Here is a 17,240-nt window from a genome sequence, read left to right as displayed (position 1 = left end):
GGAACCGCCTGGGAGCCCGGCCTAGCCGAGGCGCTTCAGCTGGGCGGCAATGAGCTGCCGGGCATCCACACCCTGCGTCTGGGCGGCGAAGCTGATGCCCAGGCGGTGAGCCAGAACAGGCTCGGCCAGCACACGGACATCTTCCATCGAGGGGGAGAGACGGCCATGCAGCATGGCCCGTGCCCGGCTGGCAATCATCAGGGCCTGGGCAGCACGAGGGCCGGGGCCGTAATCCAGTGACTGACGGACCTCGGCACTGGCTGTTTCATCCTGTGGCCGCAGGCCCCGGACAATGGTCAGGATGGCTTCCACGACCGTTTCCCCGACCGGCAGCGTGCGGACGAGTTTCTGGGTGGCCAGAAGCTCTGCGGTGGAAAAGATGCGTTCAGCCTTCCGTTTCGTGGCCCCTGTGGTCTGGAGCAGCATCCGGCGCTCGGCCTCCCGTGCCGGAAAATCCAGCGGAATACGCATCATGAAACGGTCAAGCTGGGCTTCTGGCAGGGGGTAGGTTCCTTCCTGCTCGATGGGGTTCTGGGTGGCCAGAACATGAAATGGCTTGGGCAGGGGCCATGTTTTGCCACCCTGCGTGACGTGCCCCTCCGCCATGGCCTGAAGCAGGGCGGACTGGGTGCGGGGGCTGGCGCGGTTGATCTCGTCCGCCAGCACCAGCTGCCCGAAGAGGGGGCCGGGCAGGAAGCGGAAATGGCGCCTGCCCTGTTCATCCTGCTCCAGGATTTCTGCCCCGGTGATGTCGGAGGGCATGAGGTCTGGCGTGAACTGGATGCGGCTGTCTTCCAACCCCAGAACATGGGCGCAGGTATTGACCAGCAGCGTCTTCCCCAGCCCCGGCGCCCCGAGCAGCAGTGCATGCCCCCCCCCCAGCAGGGTTGTGAGGACATGCTCGATGACCGTTTCCTGCCCGAGGACGATTCGGCCAATTTCCTGTACGAGCGTTTTCAGCCTGGGGGCCAGCCCATCAAAGGCACGGACCGTGTCATCATGGTGGAACGCCCTGTCCTGGGGGGAGGATGTCGGGCCGGAGGCAGAAGGATGCTGGGTCATTACAGATTCGGAAACAGAGGGTAGGGGGGTTTTAACAGGCCGGGATCATTCCCAACTCTGGGGCAGGCGGTAAGCTACCATGCAAGAGGCCCTTTTAAAAAGAGAGGGGCGCAGGAAAGTGGCACACCATCATGCAGGTCCATCGTGATGGAAGGACGGAAAGGGAGGAGATCATGAGCATCAAGCCTTATGAGAGACCGGTGCCCCCGCTGGAGGGGCCGGATGAGGCCGTGATGTCCGAGGACGAGATGGTCCTGCACCTGCCTTTCCATATCCGGCGGGACGGGACATGGCTGTACCGGGGGACGCCCATCCGGCGCAAGGCCATGCTCTGCCTGTTCGCCTCCTGCCTCGACCGGGACCGCCAGGGACGTTACTGGCTGCGGACGCCGACCGAGGCTGGCGTCATACAGGTGGATGACGTTCCCTTTCTGGCGGTGGAGCTGGATTTCAGGGGCTGCTCGGAAAAGACGCAGACACTGTGCCTGCGGACCAATCTGGATGAGGTCTTCTGCGTGGATGCGGAACATCCCCTTCTGTGTGACTGGGATCGCCCGGCTGATGGAGCGACCGTGCCCTACATCCACATGAGGACCGGAGCAGGAGGGAAGCCCATTCTGGCCCGCATCAGCCGGGCGGTCCTTTTCGAGCTGGCGGCTCTGGCCGTTCCGGGCTGCGTGGGAGGTGAACCCTGCATGGGAGTCTGGAGCCACGGGATGTTCTTCCCGCTGTCCCGCCTGCCGGATGAGACCGTGGACGACCTTGAGGAGCTGTGCGTGTGACCATCAGGACACCATCTCCGGCCGCCCTTCTGGCAGCCCTGTCCGATGTGCCCGGTCACGCCGGGCTGGCCCGTATCTGGCAGGCCCTGCCGGAGGCCCGGCTGGTGGGAGGCTGCGTGCGGGACCTGCTCTGTGGTCGCGACGTGCATGATCTTGACCTGGCCAGCCCGGTTCCACCGGAAGAAGCCCAGCGGCGGCTGGAAGAGGTCGGTGCTAGGGTGATACCGACCGGCCTTGAGCATGGAACCATCACGGCGGTGATTGACCATCACCCTTATGAAATCACCACCCTGCGGCGTGATGTCAGTACCGATGGCCGCCATGCTGTCGTCGCCTGGACGGATGACTGGGAGGAAGATGCGCAGCGGCGGGACTTCACGATCAACGCCATGTCGCTGGATCAGGATGGGCAGCTGCATGATTATTTCGGCGGACTGGATGATCTCCGGGCCGGGAAGGTACGGTTTGTCGGGCAGGCGGCACGGCGCATCGAGGAGGATGCCCTGCGGTGCCTGCGGTTTTTCCGCTTTTTTGCCCGTTATGGCCGTGGCGAACCGGATGGCGAGGCCTGTCAGGCCATCATCCGCTTGCGGGAGACGATGACCCGTCTTTCAGTCGAGCGTGTGGCGATGGAGCTGCTGAAAATCCTGTCAGGCCCGCAGCTTCTGCGGACTCTGGAGCTGATGGAGGAAACGGGCACCCTTGCCGTGCTGCTGCCGCACCATGCGCCCCTGTCTGGTCTGGAGCGTCTTCTGGCCTGTGGTGATCCTGCCGAGCCGCTGCATCGTCTTGCCGTTCTGTATCCACCCGGCGGAGGGGACGGGCAGGGCATGGCGGATGTCGGTGCCCATCTGAAACTCTCCAATGAGAGCCGGGACATGCTGGCCGCTTTTGCCAGATACGGGCCGGAACTGGCGGTCACGCTGGATGATGACGGTATCCGGCGGGTTCTTTTCCAGCAGGACAGGTCCATCCTGCTGCTGCGAAGCTGGCTGGTGCAGGCGCAGGAGCTGGGACGGCCTGATGGGAGCTGGAATGAGTTGCGGCACCGGCTGGAAACCGTGGAGCAGCCCGTTTTCCCTCTGGCGGGGCGGGACCTGATTGCTCTGGGTGTGAAACCGGGGCCGGAAATGGGGCGGTGGCTGAAACAGACGCAGCACTGGTGGCTCACACAGGGTTGCCGTCCCGATGCCGGGGCATGTCGGGACTGGGTGAGCCACCAGCTTTCCCCTTCCTGAGGGGGCTGCTAGAAGGTCTGCATGACACAGCAGACAGGCAGGCACCCTGCGGACAGGGCAGCGTATGAGGCAACCTTCCCCCTGATGCGGAGGCTCTGGCGGGAGGACATTGCCCGGCACCGGCTCATGCTGCTGGCCGTGTTCGTGCTGACGGTCGTCATGGCCCTGCTGACGGCGGCCTATCCGCTCGTCATCAAGCGGGCGATCGACATGTTCACGGCGCATGACCCCCGCATCCTGTATCAGATTCCCCTGCTGGTTGTGGTCGTGACGGGGGCCAAGGCTCTGGCCCAGTATGGGCAGAATGTCTGCGTGCAGGCACTGGTCCTTCAGGTCGTGCGGCGTCTTCAGGAACGTATGTTCACCCATGCCCTGAAGGCGGATGTGGCCCGGATTGAAAGAGAGGCTCCCGCCCGCTGGGCGGCACGCTTCACCACGGATGCCCTCGCCATGAGGGAAGCCCTGACACGTTCGGTCAATGCGCTGGGGGACGTCATCACCATCATCGGGCTTGTCGCCTCCATGATCTGGACGGACTGGGAACTGAGCTTGATTGCGGTCGTGCTGTATCCCCTGGCCATCATTCCCGTGCAGAAGCTCGGGCGGCGGGTGCGCCGGGCCTCCGGCGGGATGCAGGAGCAGGTCGGGGAAGCCTCGGCCCTGCTGACGGAAAGCTTCTCCCTGTCCCGGCAGATACGCATCTACCGGATGGAGGAGCATGAGCATCACCGCATCGGTTCGGCTCTCGACAGGCTGCATGACATGTTCTTCCGTATTGCCAGCAACCGTGCCCGTCTGGATCCGATGCTGGAGGTCATCGGTGGTGTGGCGATCGCTTTCGTGCTGGGGTTTGCGGGCTGGCGTGCCGCCACGGGCGGGGCCACGCTGGGGGACTTCACGGCCTTCATTGCCGCCCTGTTTGCGGCCTCACGTCCTCTGCGTGCCTTGGGGTCGCTCAACACCTCCATGCAGGAAGGACTGGCCGGGCTGGGACGTATCTTTGCCGTGATTGATGAACCGGCCAGCGTGCAGGAACAGCCGGAGGCCCGCCCCCTGCCGGAAGGGCCGGGGCACCTTGTGTTCAGGGATGTATCCTATCGTTTTCAGGATGGGCATCATGCCCTGAAAAATATATCTCTGGATGTGAGGCCGGGGCAGAGCGTGGCTCTGGTCGGGCCGAGCGGGGCAGGGAAATCTACCATGCTGGCTCTGATCCCCCGTCTTTTTGACGTGACGGAAGGGACGATCACGTTGGAGGGGGTGGACATACGGTCCCTCACGCTGGCCAGCCTGCGGGATCATCTGGCCTATGTCAGTCAGGAAACGGCCCTGTTCGACATGAGCGTGCGGGAGAACATCCATCTTGGCCGTCCTTCCGCGACACGGGAGGAGGTGGAGGCACTCTGCCGGATGGCGGCACTGGATTTCGTGCATGATCTGCCGGAAGGGCTGGAAACCATCATCGGTCCCGGTGGGCAGAGGCTCTCGGGTGGGCAGAGACAGCGCATCATGCTGGCCCGTGCCCTGCTGCGTAACCCCCGCCTGCTGCTGCTGGATGAGGCCACGAGTGCGCTGGACTCAGAAAACGAGGCCCGTGTGCAGGAGGCTCTGGCCCAGCTCCGGCAGGGACGGACGACGCTCATCGTGGCGCATCGGCTCTCCACCGTGCAGAGTGCCGATCACATCGTGGTGCTGGATCAGGGCCAGATTGTCGAGACGGGCACCCATGCCCAGCTCATGGCCAGGGCCGGACTTTACGCCCGGCTGGTGAAGGCTCAGGCTCTGGACGCAGCCCGGTAGATGGCAAGAATGTCGGGCAGGAGCCGTTCGTAGACGTCCTTCTTGAAGCCCAGATTGTACCTGCCGCTCAGGACATCCTCCGGTGGCACCCAACGCCATGTGGTGAACTCGATTTCCTCAAACGTGTCCAACCTGATGTCGCTGTCCTGGCCGGTGAAGCGGAAGAGGAACCACTGCTGTTTCTGCCCCCGATACTTCCCGTGCAGGGCCTTGCCGATAAGGTGGTCCGGCAGGTCGTAGAGAAACCAGCCATCCCGCTTACCGATCATGGTGGCGTTGTTTGTGCCAATCTCTTCTTTCATTTCCCGCCAGACGGCCTGTTCCGGCTCTTCGCCCTCATCAATGCCGCCCTGCGGAAACTGCCAGATGTCCCCCGGCAGGTCCGCACGGCGGGCCATGAAGATTTCGCCTTTCCCATTGAAGAGGACGATGCCGACATTGGGGCGGTAGGCCAGTGTTTCACGCAGGGACATGGGCTTATTTCTTCGTCTTTGCTGCACTGTCGTCCTTGGCCTCATCAGGGGCCGTGTCGTGGGACTGTGGCGGCAGTTGTGGATGGGCGAGCAGGGCGGCCTCATGGGCTGCATCAGCCCCGCCAGTCTGGGCATTGATGAAATGCAGGGCCTGCTGGAGCTGGAAGTCCGTTTCCGGCTTCGTGGGGTCGAAGGCAGGCCATTTGGCAGGGGGCAGACGTTCCACGGTCTTGGCGAAAGCGGGCAGGTCCGTCCGTGGGGCCTCCTTGGGCAGTTTGCCATCCGTGTTGGTGATGGTGTGGGCGAGGTCGGCCTCATGGTATGTAAAGAGACTGTCATCATCCCGGCTGGCCAGAACGGGCACATCCGGCGTGATGCCCAGCCCCTGGATGGACCGGCCCGACGGTGTGTAATAACGGGCGGTTGTCAGCCGGATGGCCCCCTGGTCGGCAATGGGGATGATCGTCTGGACGGACCCCTTGCCGAAGGTCCGGTCTCCCATGATGATGGCACGGCGATGGTCCTTCAGCGCACCGGCCACGATCTCGCTGGCAGAGGCCGAGCCGGCGTTGGTCAGGACAATGATGGGCAGGCCGTGGGTGATGTCCTTGCCGACACCATCCCAATGCTGGTTGCCCTCGGGGTGGCGGCCACGGATGGAGACGATCTCTCCATCCTTGATGAAGTCACGGGCCACGGCGATGGCCTGGTCCAGCTTCCCGCCGGGGTCGGAGCGGAGGTCCAGCACGAGGCCGTTCAGTGTCTTGCCGGGCGTCTTGGCGACGGACTGGACCAGCTTGCCGTAAGCCTTGCGCATCTCCTTTTCCAGCGAATCATCAAATTCACTCAGGCGGATATAGCCCGTCTGCCCATAGAGGGCGGAACGGACGATCTGCACATGGATGATCTCCCGTGTCAGGGTCAGGTTCTGCTGCTTGCCAGTTTTGGGGCGCAGGATGGTCAGGGTGATCTGCGTTCCCGGCTTGCCCCGCATCTTGCGGACGGCCTGATCCAGCGTGAGGTTGGCGATGCTCTTGTTGTCCACCATGGTGATGACATCGCCGGACTGGATGCCCGCTTTGGCGGCCGGTGTGCCATCAATGGGGGAGACGACCCGTACATGCCCGGCATCGCCCTGCACCTGTAGCCCAAGCCCACCAAACTGGCCGGACATCTCATCCTGCATGTCCTTGAGCTGCTGGGCATCCATGAAGGAAGAGTGAGGGTCCAGATTGCTGATCATTCCGTCAATGGCATTGCGGATGAGCTTCTTGTTGGGAAGGGGAGAGACATATTCCGAATGGGCAATGTCCATCACCGTGCCCAGCAGTGTCAGCATACGGACGGTTTCAGCATTGTTGCTGTCGCTGCTGTTGGCCGGCGTGTTGCTGTCCTTGTGTGTGATCTCCTGCGCCCAGGCGGGGGGGACGAGTGACGGGCGACTGGCAAAAAAGGCACCAGAGGCAACACCCATGGCTGAACAGGCAAGACCCAGCATAAGGCCAGTGCGGAAGTTCATGGTCGGTCTATTCCTTAACATTTAGAAGACAGGCGGTTCGCTGCGATCAATATGAGAGGGCCCTGGCCCGGAGACATGATGGAGGCAGCTTACAGTGTTTTCGGCACGGGTGAAACTCCCGGCAGGACTCAGCATGGCCTCAGAAGAAATGGGCCGGATCCATGAGCTTTGTTCCCTGCCGCAGCTGTACGAAGAGGAGAGGGTCCCGGGTGGGCATCTGGCCGATCACGCCCCCCTGCTGGACGGACTGGCCGCTCTGTAGCTGGAGCGTGCCAAGACCGGCCAGAACAAGTCGCTGTTTCTGCCCGCAGTCCAGAATCACCATGGGGCCGAAGGAGCGGAAGGCCCCGCTGAAGAGCAGGCGGCCCGTGCAGGGGGCGGTCACAGGGGCGGAAGGAGCCGTCTGGTAGGTCAGCCCCGTGGCGGGGCCAGCCTCGGTAGGCTGTGCCCAGCGTGTGACGATGCGCCCCTGCACAGGGGCCCGTGCAGAGCCCCGCATCAGCCCTTTGCCGGGGTTGAAGCTGCGGTCCTGCTGCTCCACTTCCTGTTCCTTGTGGCGCTGGTGCAGCTTGTGGAACCGGGCCTTCTGGGCCCGCAGGCGGCGGCGTGTTTCAGCTTCCTGCCGGGCCAGGACGGTGATGATGGCTGTCAGGGCCTCCGTGCTCTGGCGGGCCTGTGTCAGTAGAGCCTGCTGCTTTAGCAGGGCCTGCTGGGCCTGTTCCGATTTTATGGCCGCCTGCTCGGCCCGGCTTTCTGCCTCGTTCTGGCTGGTCTGGAGGCGGGTTTCCTGTGCTGTGATGGTACGGCTCTGGTCTGTCAGCCGCATCTGCTCTCTCTGGAGATGGGTCTGCCGCTGGATGTTGTCTGCCATGGCGTCCCGGTTCTGCTGGTGGCGCAGAGCGAGAAGGGCAAAAGGAACTGCAGGGCTGATGGCTGGATTGTCTGGTGGCATAAGAAGGGCGAGTTCTGGCGTGGTGTTCATCTGCTGGAGGGCAGGAAGACGTGTGGCTTCATCCAGAAGAATGGTGTTTTCTTCGGCTTTCAGCTGGTCATTGCCCGTACTGAGCTGGTCCAGCTGAGCTGAAACCTTTGTGAGGTGACGTTCCACGAGCATGTGCTGCCGGGCCAGTCTGGCCTGCTTCTGGCGCAGGCGGGCCAGCTGACGGGCACTGAGATGCGCCTGGGCTTCAGCCTTGCGGGTTTCTTCTTCCTTCTGCTGGAGCAGCTGGGCTTTCTGGGCCAGAAGCTGCTGAAGATTCCGCCGTGCAGCCCGTGCCTTGCGGATGCCAGCCTCCGTGGTGGGAATGGGCGTGTTTGATCCCCACAGAGTACCGGCCTGGTCCGGGGCGGCATGGGCCTGATGCTGGTCGGCAAGGCAGGTCAGCATCAGGCAAGGCAGCAGCCAGCAGAGGGCGAGGGATGTGCTGGTGCGTTTCGGGAGCATGAGCCTGCCTGGGAATCCCTTTCCGGGTGGGATGGTATGGGGCTTGAAAAACACATCTGACAGCATGAGATCAGTCAGGCAGGAATGAGTGACAGGGACATGCGGGACAGATGCGATGATCGGTTTTCGTATGTCTTTTGTGGCGGAGAATGGGCTGTCTGTCCAGCCGGAGGGGCGGGATGGTGCCCCGGAGAGGAGTGGAGATGAAAGACCAGACATCTGAAAAAGCACCCGTCTGTGGCTGTGGGCCGCTCAGTGAAGCGCAGAAGCATGTCCTGCATGGTCATGGAACCGAGCCGCCGGGTTCCAGCCCGCTGAATGGTGAGAAACGGCCCGGTCATTACGACTGTGCCGCCTGCGGGAAGAGGCTGTTCAGCTCGACGGCGAAATATGAGAGCGGATCAGGCTGGCCGTCTTTCTTCCGGGCCGTGCCCGGGGCGGTGGGCGAGCGTGAGGACCGCAGTCTCGGCATGGTGCGGGTGGAGATACATTGCGCAGGCTGTCACGGTCATCTGGGGCATGTCTTCCCTGATGGCCCCCCGCCCACGGGGCTGCGTTACTGCACCAATGGTCTGGCCCTTCATTTCGTCCCGGACGAAGAGGGAGCCTGAACGCAAAAAAGGGAGTGGCCCCGTCTCACACGGGCGGGACCACTCCCTTCTGCTTCAGAGGACGTTCCGGGGGGTCAGTCCCGTTCGACGTGGTAATGGCGGGAGAGTTCCCGCTCGATTTCCAGGGCATGTTCCGTGTCACGGGCTTCGATCATCACCACCAGCTCTGCCGTCTGCACGGAAGGGGCGGCGAAGAGGCGGTGATGGGAGACCTCGATGATGTTGCCACCATAGCTGCCAATCTTCTCGGAGATGGCGGCCAGCAGGCCGGGGCGGTCGGGAATCTGGAAGATCAGCCGCAGGATGCGTCCTTCTCTCAGCAGGGAGCGGAGGATGACATGGGCAAGGATGCGGGCATTGATGTTGCCGCCGGAGATGGGAAAGCCCACCTTCTTGCCCCTGAAGAGGTCATGATTGGCCAGAATGGCGGCCAGTGGCGTGGCTCCGGCCCCTTCGCCCACCTGACGGGCCTTCTCGGCCAGCGTCGTGATGGCACTTTCGACCTGGAGTTCGTTGACGACGAACACGCCATCAAGGTTCCTGCCAATGACATCCAGGCAGTGATGGCCCGGCTGGACGACGGCGATGCCCTCGGCAATGGTTGACCCGCCGGGAACGGAGCGGAGCGGTTCAGGATAGGCTCCCAGTGGGGAATAGCCCTCCACCTGCACGCCATAGAGCTTCGTCTTCGGGCTGAGTTCTTTCAGTACCGTGACGAAACCGGCCATGAGGCCACCTCCACCGATCGGCACCACGATGGCGTCCAGATCGGGCGCATCCTCAATCATTTCCAGAGCGCAGGTGCCTTGTCCGGCGATGACGGCAGGATCATTGAAGGGGTGGATGAGGGTCTGGCCTTCTTCCTGACGGATTTTTTCGGCCGTTTTCACGGCCTCGTCGAAATTCTCGCCAGCCAGAACGACTCTGGCTCCCCAGCTCTGGGTGGCGGCCACCTTGGTGGCGGGGGTGAAACGGGGCATGACGATGGTGGCTTCCACGCCCAGCAGGCTGGCCTGCCGCCCTACGCCCTGGGCATGGTTGCCTGCCGAGACGGTGATGACACCCCGTTTGCGTTCCTCGGGCGTGAGCAGGGCCATGCGGTTGGCCGCTCCACGCTCCTTGAAGGAGCCAATGGCCTGAAGATTTTCCAGCTTGATGATAATCTCTGCTTCCGTCAGCCGGGAAAGGGCCACATTGCTGATCGTGGGTGTACGGGCAATGGTGGCGGCAATGCGCTTCTGGGCGTCTTTGACGTCGTTGAAGGTCAGGCTGGTCTTGGAAGCAGAGTCCGGCATTATTTGTAGATCACTTTCAGAACTTCATAGGTACGGTCCCCGCCCGGTGCCGGGACGGAAACGCTGTCCCCAGCTTCCTTCCCGATGAGGGCTTTGGCAAGGGGGAGGAGATGGAAATGCGGTGCTGCTTGATGTCAGCTTCGTGAGCGCCGACGATCTGGTAGGTGCTTTCCTTGTCGGTTTCCTCATCCACCAGCTCGACCGTGGCACCGAACTGGATGCGGCTGCCGGAGAGGGTCGTGGGGTCGATCACCTCGGCCGTGGAGATCAGGCTCTCCAGCTCCAGCACCCGCCCCTCGATGAAGGACTGACGCTCCCGGGCGGCGTGGTATTCCGCATTCTCGGAGAGGTCCCCGTGGGAGCGGGCTTCTGCAATGGCCCGGATGACGGCGGGGCGTTCCTCTGACTTGAGCTGGCGCAGCTCATCCTCAAGGCGTTTCAGTCCTTGGGCGGTCATGGGGCTTTTCTGCATGGAGGGAATCCTCGCACTGGTACAAAGAGATGAATGGCACACCGCCCCGCCCCCTTCCACATGGAGCGGAAAAGGGCGGGGCGGCATACGCTGTGGCGGACAGGATAACCAGCACGCCATGCGTGCTGCAAGCCTTCTCTTAGAAGGCGCCGTGGAAATAGGATTGCAGCGGCGCCACATCCGGCTCCTTCTGCTTCAGGACAGAGATGGCATAGGTTGCTGCCCGGGCACCGGCGATGGTCGTGTAATGGGGCACGTTCATCGTCAGGGCGGAGCGGCGGATGTCAAAGCTGTCCCGGGCGGACTGGCCACCCTGGGCGGTGTTGATGACCATTTGCACCTCGTTGGAGTGGATGGCATCCACACAGTGTGGGCGACCTTCCAGCACCTTGTTGACACGGGTGACCGGAATACCGGCTTCCTTGAGCCGGTCCGCCGTGCCACGGGTGGCAAGAATGGTGAAGCCCATCTCCACCAGCTTGCGGGCCAGTGGCTGCACATGGGCCTTGTCGCTCTCCCGGACGGAGAGGAAGACGGTGCCTGTCCGGGGGAGTTTCACGCCTGCGGCCAGCTGGGATTTGGCAAAGGCCATCTCGAAGTTGGCATCCAGCCCCATCACCTCACCAGTGGAGCGCATTTCCGGCCCGAGGATCGTATCAACGCCGGAGAAGCGGTTGAAGGGGAAGACCGCTTCCTTGACGGCCACATGTGGGGCGACGGACCGGCCTTCCAGCGGGAACTCGGACAGTCTGGCTCCGGCCATGATCCGGGCCCCGATCTTGGCGACCGGCACACCCGTGGCCTTGGCCACGAAAGGCACCGTGCGGGAGGCACGGGGATTGACCTCCAGAACGAACACCTCGTCATCCTTGATGGCGAACTGCACGTTCATCAGTCCACGGATGCCCAGCTCACGGGCCATGGCTTCGGTCTGGGCCTTCAGCTCCGTCACCAGAGCCGGGGAGAGCGTGTAGGGCGGCAGGGAGCAGGCAGAGTCGCCAGAGTGGATTCCGGCTTCCTCGATATGCTCCATCACCCCGGCGACATAGACATCATGACCATCGGCAATGCAGTCCACGTCGGCCTCGATGGCCTCATTCAGGTAGTGATCCAGCAGGACCGGCCCGGTGGAGACATCCTCACCGGCGGCACGCAGGACGGTGTTGAGGTAATGGGAAAGACCGGCCCTGTCATAGACGATCTCCATTGCACGGCCACCCAGCACGTAGGAGGGACGGGCCACGACCGGATAGCCGACTTCCTCGGCGATCTTCAGGGCCTCGTCGGGGGTGCGGGCGATGCCGTTGCGGGGCTGGCGCAGGCCCAGCTTGCGCAGCATGGCCTGGAAGCGTTCCCGGTCCTCGGCACGGTCGATGGCATCGGCCGGGGTGCCCAGCAGGGTGATGCCCGCTTCCTCCAGCGCACGGGAGAGCTTCAGCGGGGTCTGCCCACCATACTGCACGATGCAGCCCAGAACGGTGCCGTTCGTCATCTCCTTCTTCACGAGGCTGATGACGTCCTCGGCCGTCAGCGGCTCGAAATAGAGGCGGTCGGACGTGTCATAGTCCGTGGAGACGGTTTCCGGGTTGCAGTTGACCATGATCGTCTCGAAACCGGCCTCACGCAGGGCGTAAGCGGCATGGACGCAGCAGTAGTCGAACTCGATGCCCTGACCGATCCGGTTGGGGCCACCGCCGAGGATGACGATTTTCTGTTTGTCCGTCGGGCGGCTCTCACAGTCCGGGATGCCGAAGCCCCCTTCATAGGTGGAATACAGATACGGCGTGTCAGAAGAGAACTCGGCTGCACAGGTGTCGATCCGGCGATAGACGGGCAGCACGTCCAGCTTTGTGCGCAGGGCGACGACGTCCTTCACGCTTTTGCCGCTCAGGCGGGCAAGCTGCTGGTCGGAGAAGCCCTGGGCCTTGATCTGGCGCAGGCTGATGGCGTCATCCGGCAGGCCGTTCGCTTCGATCTCACGTTCCGTCGCAATGATGCCTTCCAGCTGGCGGAGGAACCACGGCTCGAAATGGCAGGCTTCCTGAATGTCCTCCAGTGAGAGACCGGCCCGGAAGGCCTGGGCGGCCATGAGGATGCGCTCCGGCCGTGGCTCGGAGAGGGCGGCACGGTAGGCATCCGGGGAGCCATCGCCGGGGGCTTCCACAGGGTCCAGACCTGTCAGGCCCGTCTCCATGGAGCGCAGGCCCTTCTGGAGGGATTCGGCGAAGCTGCGGCCCACGGCCATCGCCTCACCGACGGATTTCATGGAGGTGGAGAGCAGGGCCGGCGTGCTGGGGAATTTCTCGAAGGTGAAGCGGGGAATCTTCGTGACGACATAGTCGATTGTCGGCTCGAAGCTGGCCGGGATGGTGCCGGTGATGTCGTTCGTCAGCTCATCCAGAGTGTAGCCCACGGCCAGCTTGGCGGCGATCTTGGCGATCGGGAAGCCGGTAGCCTTGGAGGCCAGGGCGGAGGAGCGGGACACGCGGGGGTTCATCTCGATGACGACCATGCGGCCATCCTTCGGATTCACGCCGAACTGCACGTTGGAACCACCCGTCTCCACGCCGATGGCCCGCAGGCAGGCGATGGAGACATCACGCATCCGCTGGTATTCCTTGTCCGTCAGCGTCATGGCCGGGGCCACGGTGATGGAATCCCCGGTATGGACGCCCATCGGGTCGATGTTCTCGATGGAGCAGACGATGATGCAGTTGTCCGCCACGTCACGGACCACTTCCATCTCGTACTCTTTCCAGCCGATGACGGATTCTTCGATCAGCACCTCGGTGGTGGGGGAGGCATCCAGCCCGCTGGCCACGATCTGGGAGAATTCCTCCCGGTTATAGGCGATACCACCGCCGGAGCCGCCCATGGTGAAGGACGGACGGATGATGGCAGGCAGGCCGATATGCTCCAGGGCCGTGCGGGCCTCGTCCAGCGTGTGGGCGATGGCACTGCGGGGGCTTTCCACGCCGATGGCATCCATGGCCTCACGGAACTTCAGGCGGTCCTCGGCACGGTCGATCACGTCAGCCCGTGCGCCGATCAGCTCCACGCCGTGCCTGGTGAGGAAGCCGGACTTGTCCAGCGCCATGGCGGCATTCAGGGCTGTCTGGCCACCCATGGTCGGCAGGACGGCGTCGGGCTTCTCCTTGAGGATGATGCGCTCGACAAATTCCGGCGTGATGGGCTCGATGTAGGTGGCATCAGCCAGACCGGGGTCGGTCATGATGGTGGCCGGGTTGGAGTTCAGGAGGATGACACGGTAGCCTTCCTCCTTCAGGGCCTTGCAGGCCTGTGCGCCGGAATAGTCGAACTCGCAGGCCTGCCCGATGACGATGGGGCCAGCACCGATGATGAGGATGGAGCGGATATCTGTGCGTTTGGGCATGGGTCAGGCTCCTGCCTTGCTGGTTGTGCGGGCTGCGGCGCGGCGGTCCATCACGGCGACAAACCGCTCGAAGAGGTAGAAACTGTCGGTCGGGCCGGGGCTGGCTTCCGGATGATACTGGACGGAGAAGGCTTCCTTCACGGTGGAGGCCAGTCCTTCGTTCGAGCCGTCAAACAGGCTGACATGCGTCACCCTGACGGTATCGGGCAGGGACTTCTCATCCACAGCGAAGCCGTGATTCTGGCTGGTGATTTCCACCCGGCCCGTCGTGAGGTCTTTCACCGGCTGGTTGGCCCCACGGTGGCCACGGTCCAGCTTGTAGGTTGTGCCGCCCAGTGCCCGGGCCAGAAGCTGGTGGCCGAGGCAGATGCCGAAGACCGGAATGTCCGCCTCCATGACGGCCTGGATGGCCGGGACAGCATAGACGGCCGTGGCGGCGGGGTCGGCCGGACCGTTGGAGAGGAAGACGCCTTCCGGCTTCAGGGCGAGGATCTCCTCACCCGTGGCGGTGCCGGGGAGGACATGCACCTCACAGCCAGCGGCAACGAGGCTGCGGAGGATGTTGTCTTTTGCTCCGTAATCCAGAGCCACGACACGGCGTTTCACGGCCCGCTCGGGGCGGGTGTTGTGCCATGTGGTTTTCGTCCAGCTGCGGGCGGGCTGGGCAACCTCCTTCACGAGGTCCATCCCTTCCAGACCGGGCCATTCTGCAGCCTTCTGGCGCAGGGCGGCGAGGTCGAAGCGGCCATCTTTCGGGTAGAAAAGCAGGGCGTTCTGTGGCCCCTTGTCCCGCAGCAGGCGGGTGATGCCCCGTGTGTCCACACCGCTGATGCCGGCCCGCCCGTGGGCTTTCAGCCAGTCCTGCAGTGGCTGGATGGACCGCCAGCTGGCCGGGGCGGTGACATCTTCTTTCACCACGAGGCCGAGGGCCGCCATGGTGGGGGCCTCGTCATCATCCCCGTTGGTGCCGACATTGCCGATATGGGGGAAGGTGAAGGTGATGATCTGTCCGGCGAAGGAGGGGTCTGTCAGTGTTTCCTGATAGCCCGTCATGCCGGTGGAGAAGCAGAGCTCGCCTGCGGCACCGTCATTGAAAGCCCCGAAACCACGGCCCCAGAAATGGGAGCCATCCGCCAGCACGAGGACGGCCGTTGCGCCTTTGGGGGGCATGTCATCGGTAGGGTGGGTCATGGCGGATGTCTCCTCTGACGTCTCGTTCAGGTCGGCCAGGGTGATCCCCGGCACATGAAGCAGGGCAGGCCAGTGTTTTGTGGGTATCATACCAGCCTGCCGCCACTTGCGCACGGCCTCGGTGCTGACACCGGTAAGCTGGGCGATTTCAGCCGCACCGCCTGCTTTCTTGATGAGTGAATCGACGTTCATCTGTCTGCTGCTCTGCCTCGTGCCCTGTCTGTTCTGAACCCGGATGGGCCTGTCCCTTCATAGGGCAGCCAGAGCGTGATGGGAAGTTTTTTCCCATATGGAGGGAGGGTGCCGGAATACAAGCAATGGTGGGAAGTTTTTTCCCGCATCTGTGACTGCTCCCTGTGGACTCCTGCAATATCGACAGGATAGTGCAGGGCTGGTACCTCTTACGCTCCTTTATGGAACTTATAAACTCATCATTAAGAGAGAGAACCATCATGTCACTCCGTACCCGTATCATGGATGATCTCAAGGCAGCCATGAAGGCCGGTCAGTCTGACCGTGTGGCGCAGATCCGTGCCATTTCCGCAAAGATCAAGGACCTTGATGTCGCTGCCCGGGCCAAGAGTGGGGAGGTGAGTGAGGATGATATCCTTCTGGCCCTGCGTTCCATGATCAAGACACGCACGGAGTCTGCGGCCATGTACCATCAGGGCAACCGGCCCGAACTGGCCGCCAAGGAAGAGGCGGAAATCGAGACCATCCGCAACTATCTCCCGGCGGAACTGTCCGAAGATGCCCTGAAAGAAGCCATTGCCGAGGCCGTGAAGGAAACAGGTGCCGAGGGCATGAAGGACATGGGCAAGGTGATGGGTGTGCTGAAAGGTCGCTTCGGTGCGGCACTGGATGCCGGACGGGCCAGCGGTCTCGTCAAGGCCCATCTTGGCTGACGGTTTTTCCGCTTTGCGGACCGGAGTGTGAAAACCCCGCCTGATGAAACAGGCGGGGTTTTCGTGTCAGTGGTAGGAGTGGGAGGCTTCGTTGTTCTTGTGGGCCCGGACACAGGCCAGAACGCCGCTGACGGAGAGCAGGAAGGCAGCAGCTTCCCATATGGTGGGCAGGCGCTGCTCCCAGAGGAAGCCGTAGATCAGCGAGAAGAGCGTTTCGAACAGGATCATCTGCCCGACCATCGTCAGGGGCAGAAGATGGGTCATGCGGTTCCAGAACGCATTGGCGATGGTGGAGGAGAACAGCCCCACACCGCAGGAAATGAGGATGAAGCGTGTCCAGCCGGTCGTGGGCAGGTGCGCCGGCCAGAAGAAGGCGGCTGGCAGGAGAATGACCAGCGACAGGATACCGGCCATGACGCCCGTCAGCAGGTTCCATTCATCGCTCGTGATGTGATCCAGCTTTTTCAGCCAGTCAGAGTTGATGACATTGAACAGTGTCCAGCCCAGCAGGGACCCGATGGCCATCAGCAGGCCGACGGCCTGTAGCAGCGGGCCGGTATGATGCAGGGCGGAGCCGACAAAGAAATTCTGCCAGGAGATGCAGAGGATGCCCGCCGTGCTGAGCAGGATGGACGGGATGAGCTGGCGGAATGTGACAACGGCATTATGGCGACAGATGCCAGCCAGTGTCACCGTGACGGGGATGAAGCCGATGATGAGGGATGGCATGGCTACGCCGCTCAGCTGGATGGCCACGCCCATCATGCTGTAATAGCCCACGCTGCCCAGTATGGCGAGAAGTACGAGCGCCCGGAATGCCTTGAAGGTAAGGTGTGGCAGCAGCGTTTTCAGGCGTGGGAGAAGGATGAGAAGGGAGACAATCCCGAAGGTCAGATAGCGCAGCGTTGCCAGCTGAAAAGGCGTGAACGGGGCGACAAGCTCCGGGGCGAGAAATGTTATCCCCCAGAATGCTCCCGCCATGGCACCATAAGCGGTGCCCATGAGGATGGAACGTGTCATGCAGGCTCATTCTTGAATTGTTAATTATGCGATA

The 17,240-nt window shown here is 62.8% G+C and carries 13 protein-coding genes and 1 pseudogene; 5 read left to right on the top strand and 9 right to left on the bottom strand.

Annotated elements, in window-relative coordinates; translation table 11 throughout:
* Nucleotides 1-21: 21 nt before the first annotated feature.
* Complete coding sequence (locus DTQ13_RS01835) at nt 22-1,062, bottom strand: MoxR family ATPase (protein ID WP_052348866.1); 1,041 nt, start codon at nt 1,060-1,062, stop codon at nt 22-24.
* A 233-nt stretch (nt 1,063-1,295) separates the two neighbouring features.
* On the opposite strand from DTQ13_RS01835, the gene DTQ13_RS01830 reads away from it, so the two are divergent.
* Genes DTQ13_RS01830 through DTQ13_RS01820 form a run of 3 tightly spaced genes read left to right on the top strand, consistent with a single transcriptional unit; the run spans nt 1,296 to nt 4,882 of the window.
* On the top strand, nt 1,296-1,844 hold the full coding sequence (locus tag DTQ13_RS01830) for a DUF1285 domain-containing protein (RefSeq protein ID WP_232086381.1): 549 nt from the start codon (nt 1,296-1,298) through the stop codon (nt 1,842-1,844).
* A complete protein-coding gene (locus DTQ13_RS01825; protein ID WP_248460964.1) occupies nt 1,841-3,082 on the top strand; it encodes a CCA tRNA nucleotidyltransferase in 1,242 nt (413 codons plus the stop codon). Before DTQ13_RS01830 ends, DTQ13_RS01825 begins: the two co-directional genes overlap by 4 nt.
* A 21-nt stretch (nt 3,083-3,103) precedes the next feature.
* Entirely contained in the window at nt 3,104-4,882 is a 1,779-nt protein-coding gene (locus DTQ13_RS01820) for an ABC transporter ATP-binding protein (RefSeq protein ID WP_081562866.1), read from the top strand.
* Here the strand turns inward: DTQ13_RS01820 and DTQ13_RS01815 are convergent.
* The 3 genes from DTQ13_RS01815 to DTQ13_RS01805 all read right to left on the bottom strand — a co-directional run bounded on the left by DTQ13_RS01815 (nt 4,858) and on the right by DTQ13_RS01805 (nt 8,318).
* Complete coding sequence (locus tag DTQ13_RS01815) at nt 4,858-5,355, bottom strand: RNA pyrophosphohydrolase (RefSeq protein ID WP_043557878.1); 498 nt, start codon at nt 5,353-5,355, stop codon at nt 4,858-4,860. The genes DTQ13_RS01820 and DTQ13_RS01815 overlap by 25 nt on opposite strands.
* A 4-nt stretch (nt 5,356-5,359) precedes the next feature.
* Nucleotides 5,360-6,874 (bottom strand): S41 family peptidase, encoded by a 1,515-nt coding sequence (locus tag DTQ13_RS01810; protein ID WP_081562867.1) that lies wholly within the window; start codon nt 6,872-6,874, stop codon nt 5,360-5,362.
* Nucleotides 6,875-7,013: 139 nt separating this feature from the next.
* On the bottom strand, nt 7,014-8,318 hold the full coding sequence (locus tag DTQ13_RS01805) for a murein hydrolase activator EnvC (protein WP_166651576.1): 1,305 nt from the start codon (nt 8,316-8,318) through the stop codon (nt 7,014-7,016).
* 203 nt (nt 8,319-8,521) lie between these two features.
* Between DTQ13_RS01805 and msrB the strand changes: the two genes are divergently transcribed.
* Nucleotides 8,522-8,929 (top strand): peptide-methionine (R)-S-oxide reductase MsrB, encoded by a 408-nt coding sequence (gene msrB / locus DTQ13_RS01800; protein WP_081562869.1) that lies wholly within the window; start codon nt 8,522-8,524, stop codon nt 8,927-8,929.
* Nucleotides 8,930-9,003: 74 nt separating this feature from the next.
* Here the strand turns inward: msrB and DTQ13_RS01795 are convergent, their stop codons facing one another.
* The 4 genes and pseudogenes from DTQ13_RS01795 to carA form a co-directional block, all read right to left on the bottom strand.
* Nucleotides 9,004-10,224 carry a threonine ammonia-lyase gene (locus DTQ13_RS01795; RefSeq protein ID WP_043557881.1) on the bottom strand — a complete coding sequence of 407 codons (1,221 nt, stop codon included), beginning with the start codon at nt 10,222-10,224 and terminating at the stop codon, nt 9,004-9,006.
* Nucleotides 10,224-10,696 (bottom strand): annotated as a pseudogene (gene greA, locus DTQ13_RS01790) (transcription elongation factor GreA). Before greA ends, DTQ13_RS01795 begins: the two are co-directional and overlap by 1 nt.
* A 139-nt stretch (nt 10,697-10,835) precedes the next feature.
* On the bottom strand, nt 10,836-14,090 hold the full coding sequence (gene carB, locus DTQ13_RS01785) for a carbamoyl-phosphate synthase large subunit (RefSeq protein ID WP_081562870.1): 3,255 nt from the start codon (nt 14,088-14,090) through the stop codon (nt 10,836-10,838).
* Nucleotides 14,091-14,093: 3 nt separating this feature from the next.
* Complete coding sequence (gene carA / locus DTQ13_RS01780) at nt 14,094-15,473, bottom strand: glutamine-hydrolyzing carbamoyl-phosphate synthase small subunit (protein ID WP_086431254.1); 1,380 nt, start codon at nt 15,471-15,473, stop codon at nt 14,094-14,096.
* 260 nt (nt 15,474-15,733) lie between these two features.
* On the opposite strand from carA, the gene DTQ13_RS01775 reads away from it, so the two are divergent.
* Nucleotides 15,734-16,186, top strand: coding sequence for a GatB/YqeY domain-containing protein (locus tag DTQ13_RS01775; protein ID WP_043557888.1), 453 nt, complete (start codon nt 15,734-15,736; stop codon nt 16,184-16,186).
* A gap of 66 nt (nt 16,187-16,252) precedes the next feature.
* Here the strand turns inward: DTQ13_RS01775 and DTQ13_RS01770 are convergent, their stop codons facing one another.
* A complete protein-coding gene (locus DTQ13_RS01770; protein ID WP_081562871.1) occupies nt 16,253-17,206 on the bottom strand; it encodes a DMT family transporter in 954 nt (317 codons plus the stop codon).
* Nucleotides 17,207-17,240: the final 34 nt, after the last annotated feature.

Source organism: Parasaccharibacter sp. TMW 2.1888 (genome assembly GCF_023167265.1).
Lineage (GTDB): Bacteria > Pseudomonadota > Alphaproteobacteria > Acetobacterales > Acetobacteraceae > Bombella > Bombella apis.
The sequence above is the reverse complement of the archived record's forward strand: the minus strand, read 5'-3'. Positions and strand labels throughout refer to the sequence as shown.

Bases quoted from the DNA above. Each gene is read 5' to 3' on its own strand.
- DTQ13_RS01815 (WP_043557878.1), bottom strand. From the start codon at position 5,355: ATGTCCCTGCGTGAAACACTGGCCTACCGCCCCAATGTCGGCATCGTC.
- DTQ13_RS01775 (WP_043557888.1), top strand. From the start codon at position 15,734: ATGTCACTCCGTACCCGTATCATGGATGATCTCAAGGCAGCCATGAAG.
- DTQ13_RS01820 (WP_081562866.1), top strand. From the start codon at position 3,104: ATGACACAGCAGACAGGCAGGCACCCTGCGGACAGGGCAGCGTATGAG.
- DTQ13_RS01770 (WP_081562871.1), bottom strand. From the start codon at position 17,206: ATGACACGTTCCATCCTCATGGGCACCGCTTATGGTGCCATGGCGGGA.
- DTQ13_RS01835 (WP_052348866.1), bottom strand. From the start codon at position 1,062: ATGACCCAGCATCCTTCTGCCTCCGGCCCGACATCCTCCCCCCAGGAC.
- DTQ13_RS01805 (WP_166651576.1), bottom strand. From the start codon at position 8,318: ATGCTCCCGAAACGCACCAGCACATCCCTCGCCCTCTGCTGGCTGCTG.
- msrB (WP_081562869.1), top strand. From the start codon at position 8,522: ATGAAAGACCAGACATCTGAAAAAGCACCCGTCTGTGGCTGTGGGCCG.
- DTQ13_RS01810 (WP_081562867.1), bottom strand. From the start codon at position 6,874: ATGAACTTCCGCACTGGCCTTATGCTGGGTCTTGCCTGTTCAGCCATG.
- carA (WP_086431254.1), bottom strand. From the start codon at position 15,473: ATGAACGTCGATTCACTCATCAAGAAAGCAGGCGGTGCGGCTGAAATC.
- DTQ13_RS01795 (WP_043557881.1), bottom strand. From the start codon at position 10,224: ATGCCGGACTCTGCTTCCAAGACCAGCCTGACCTTCAACGACGTCAAA.
- DTQ13_RS01830 (WP_232086381.1), top strand. From the start codon at position 1,296: ATGTCCGAGGACGAGATGGTCCTGCACCTGCCTTTCCATATCCGGCGG.
- carB (WP_081562870.1), bottom strand. From the start codon at position 14,090: ATGCCCAAACGCACAGATATCCGCTCCATCCTCATCATCGGTGCTGGC.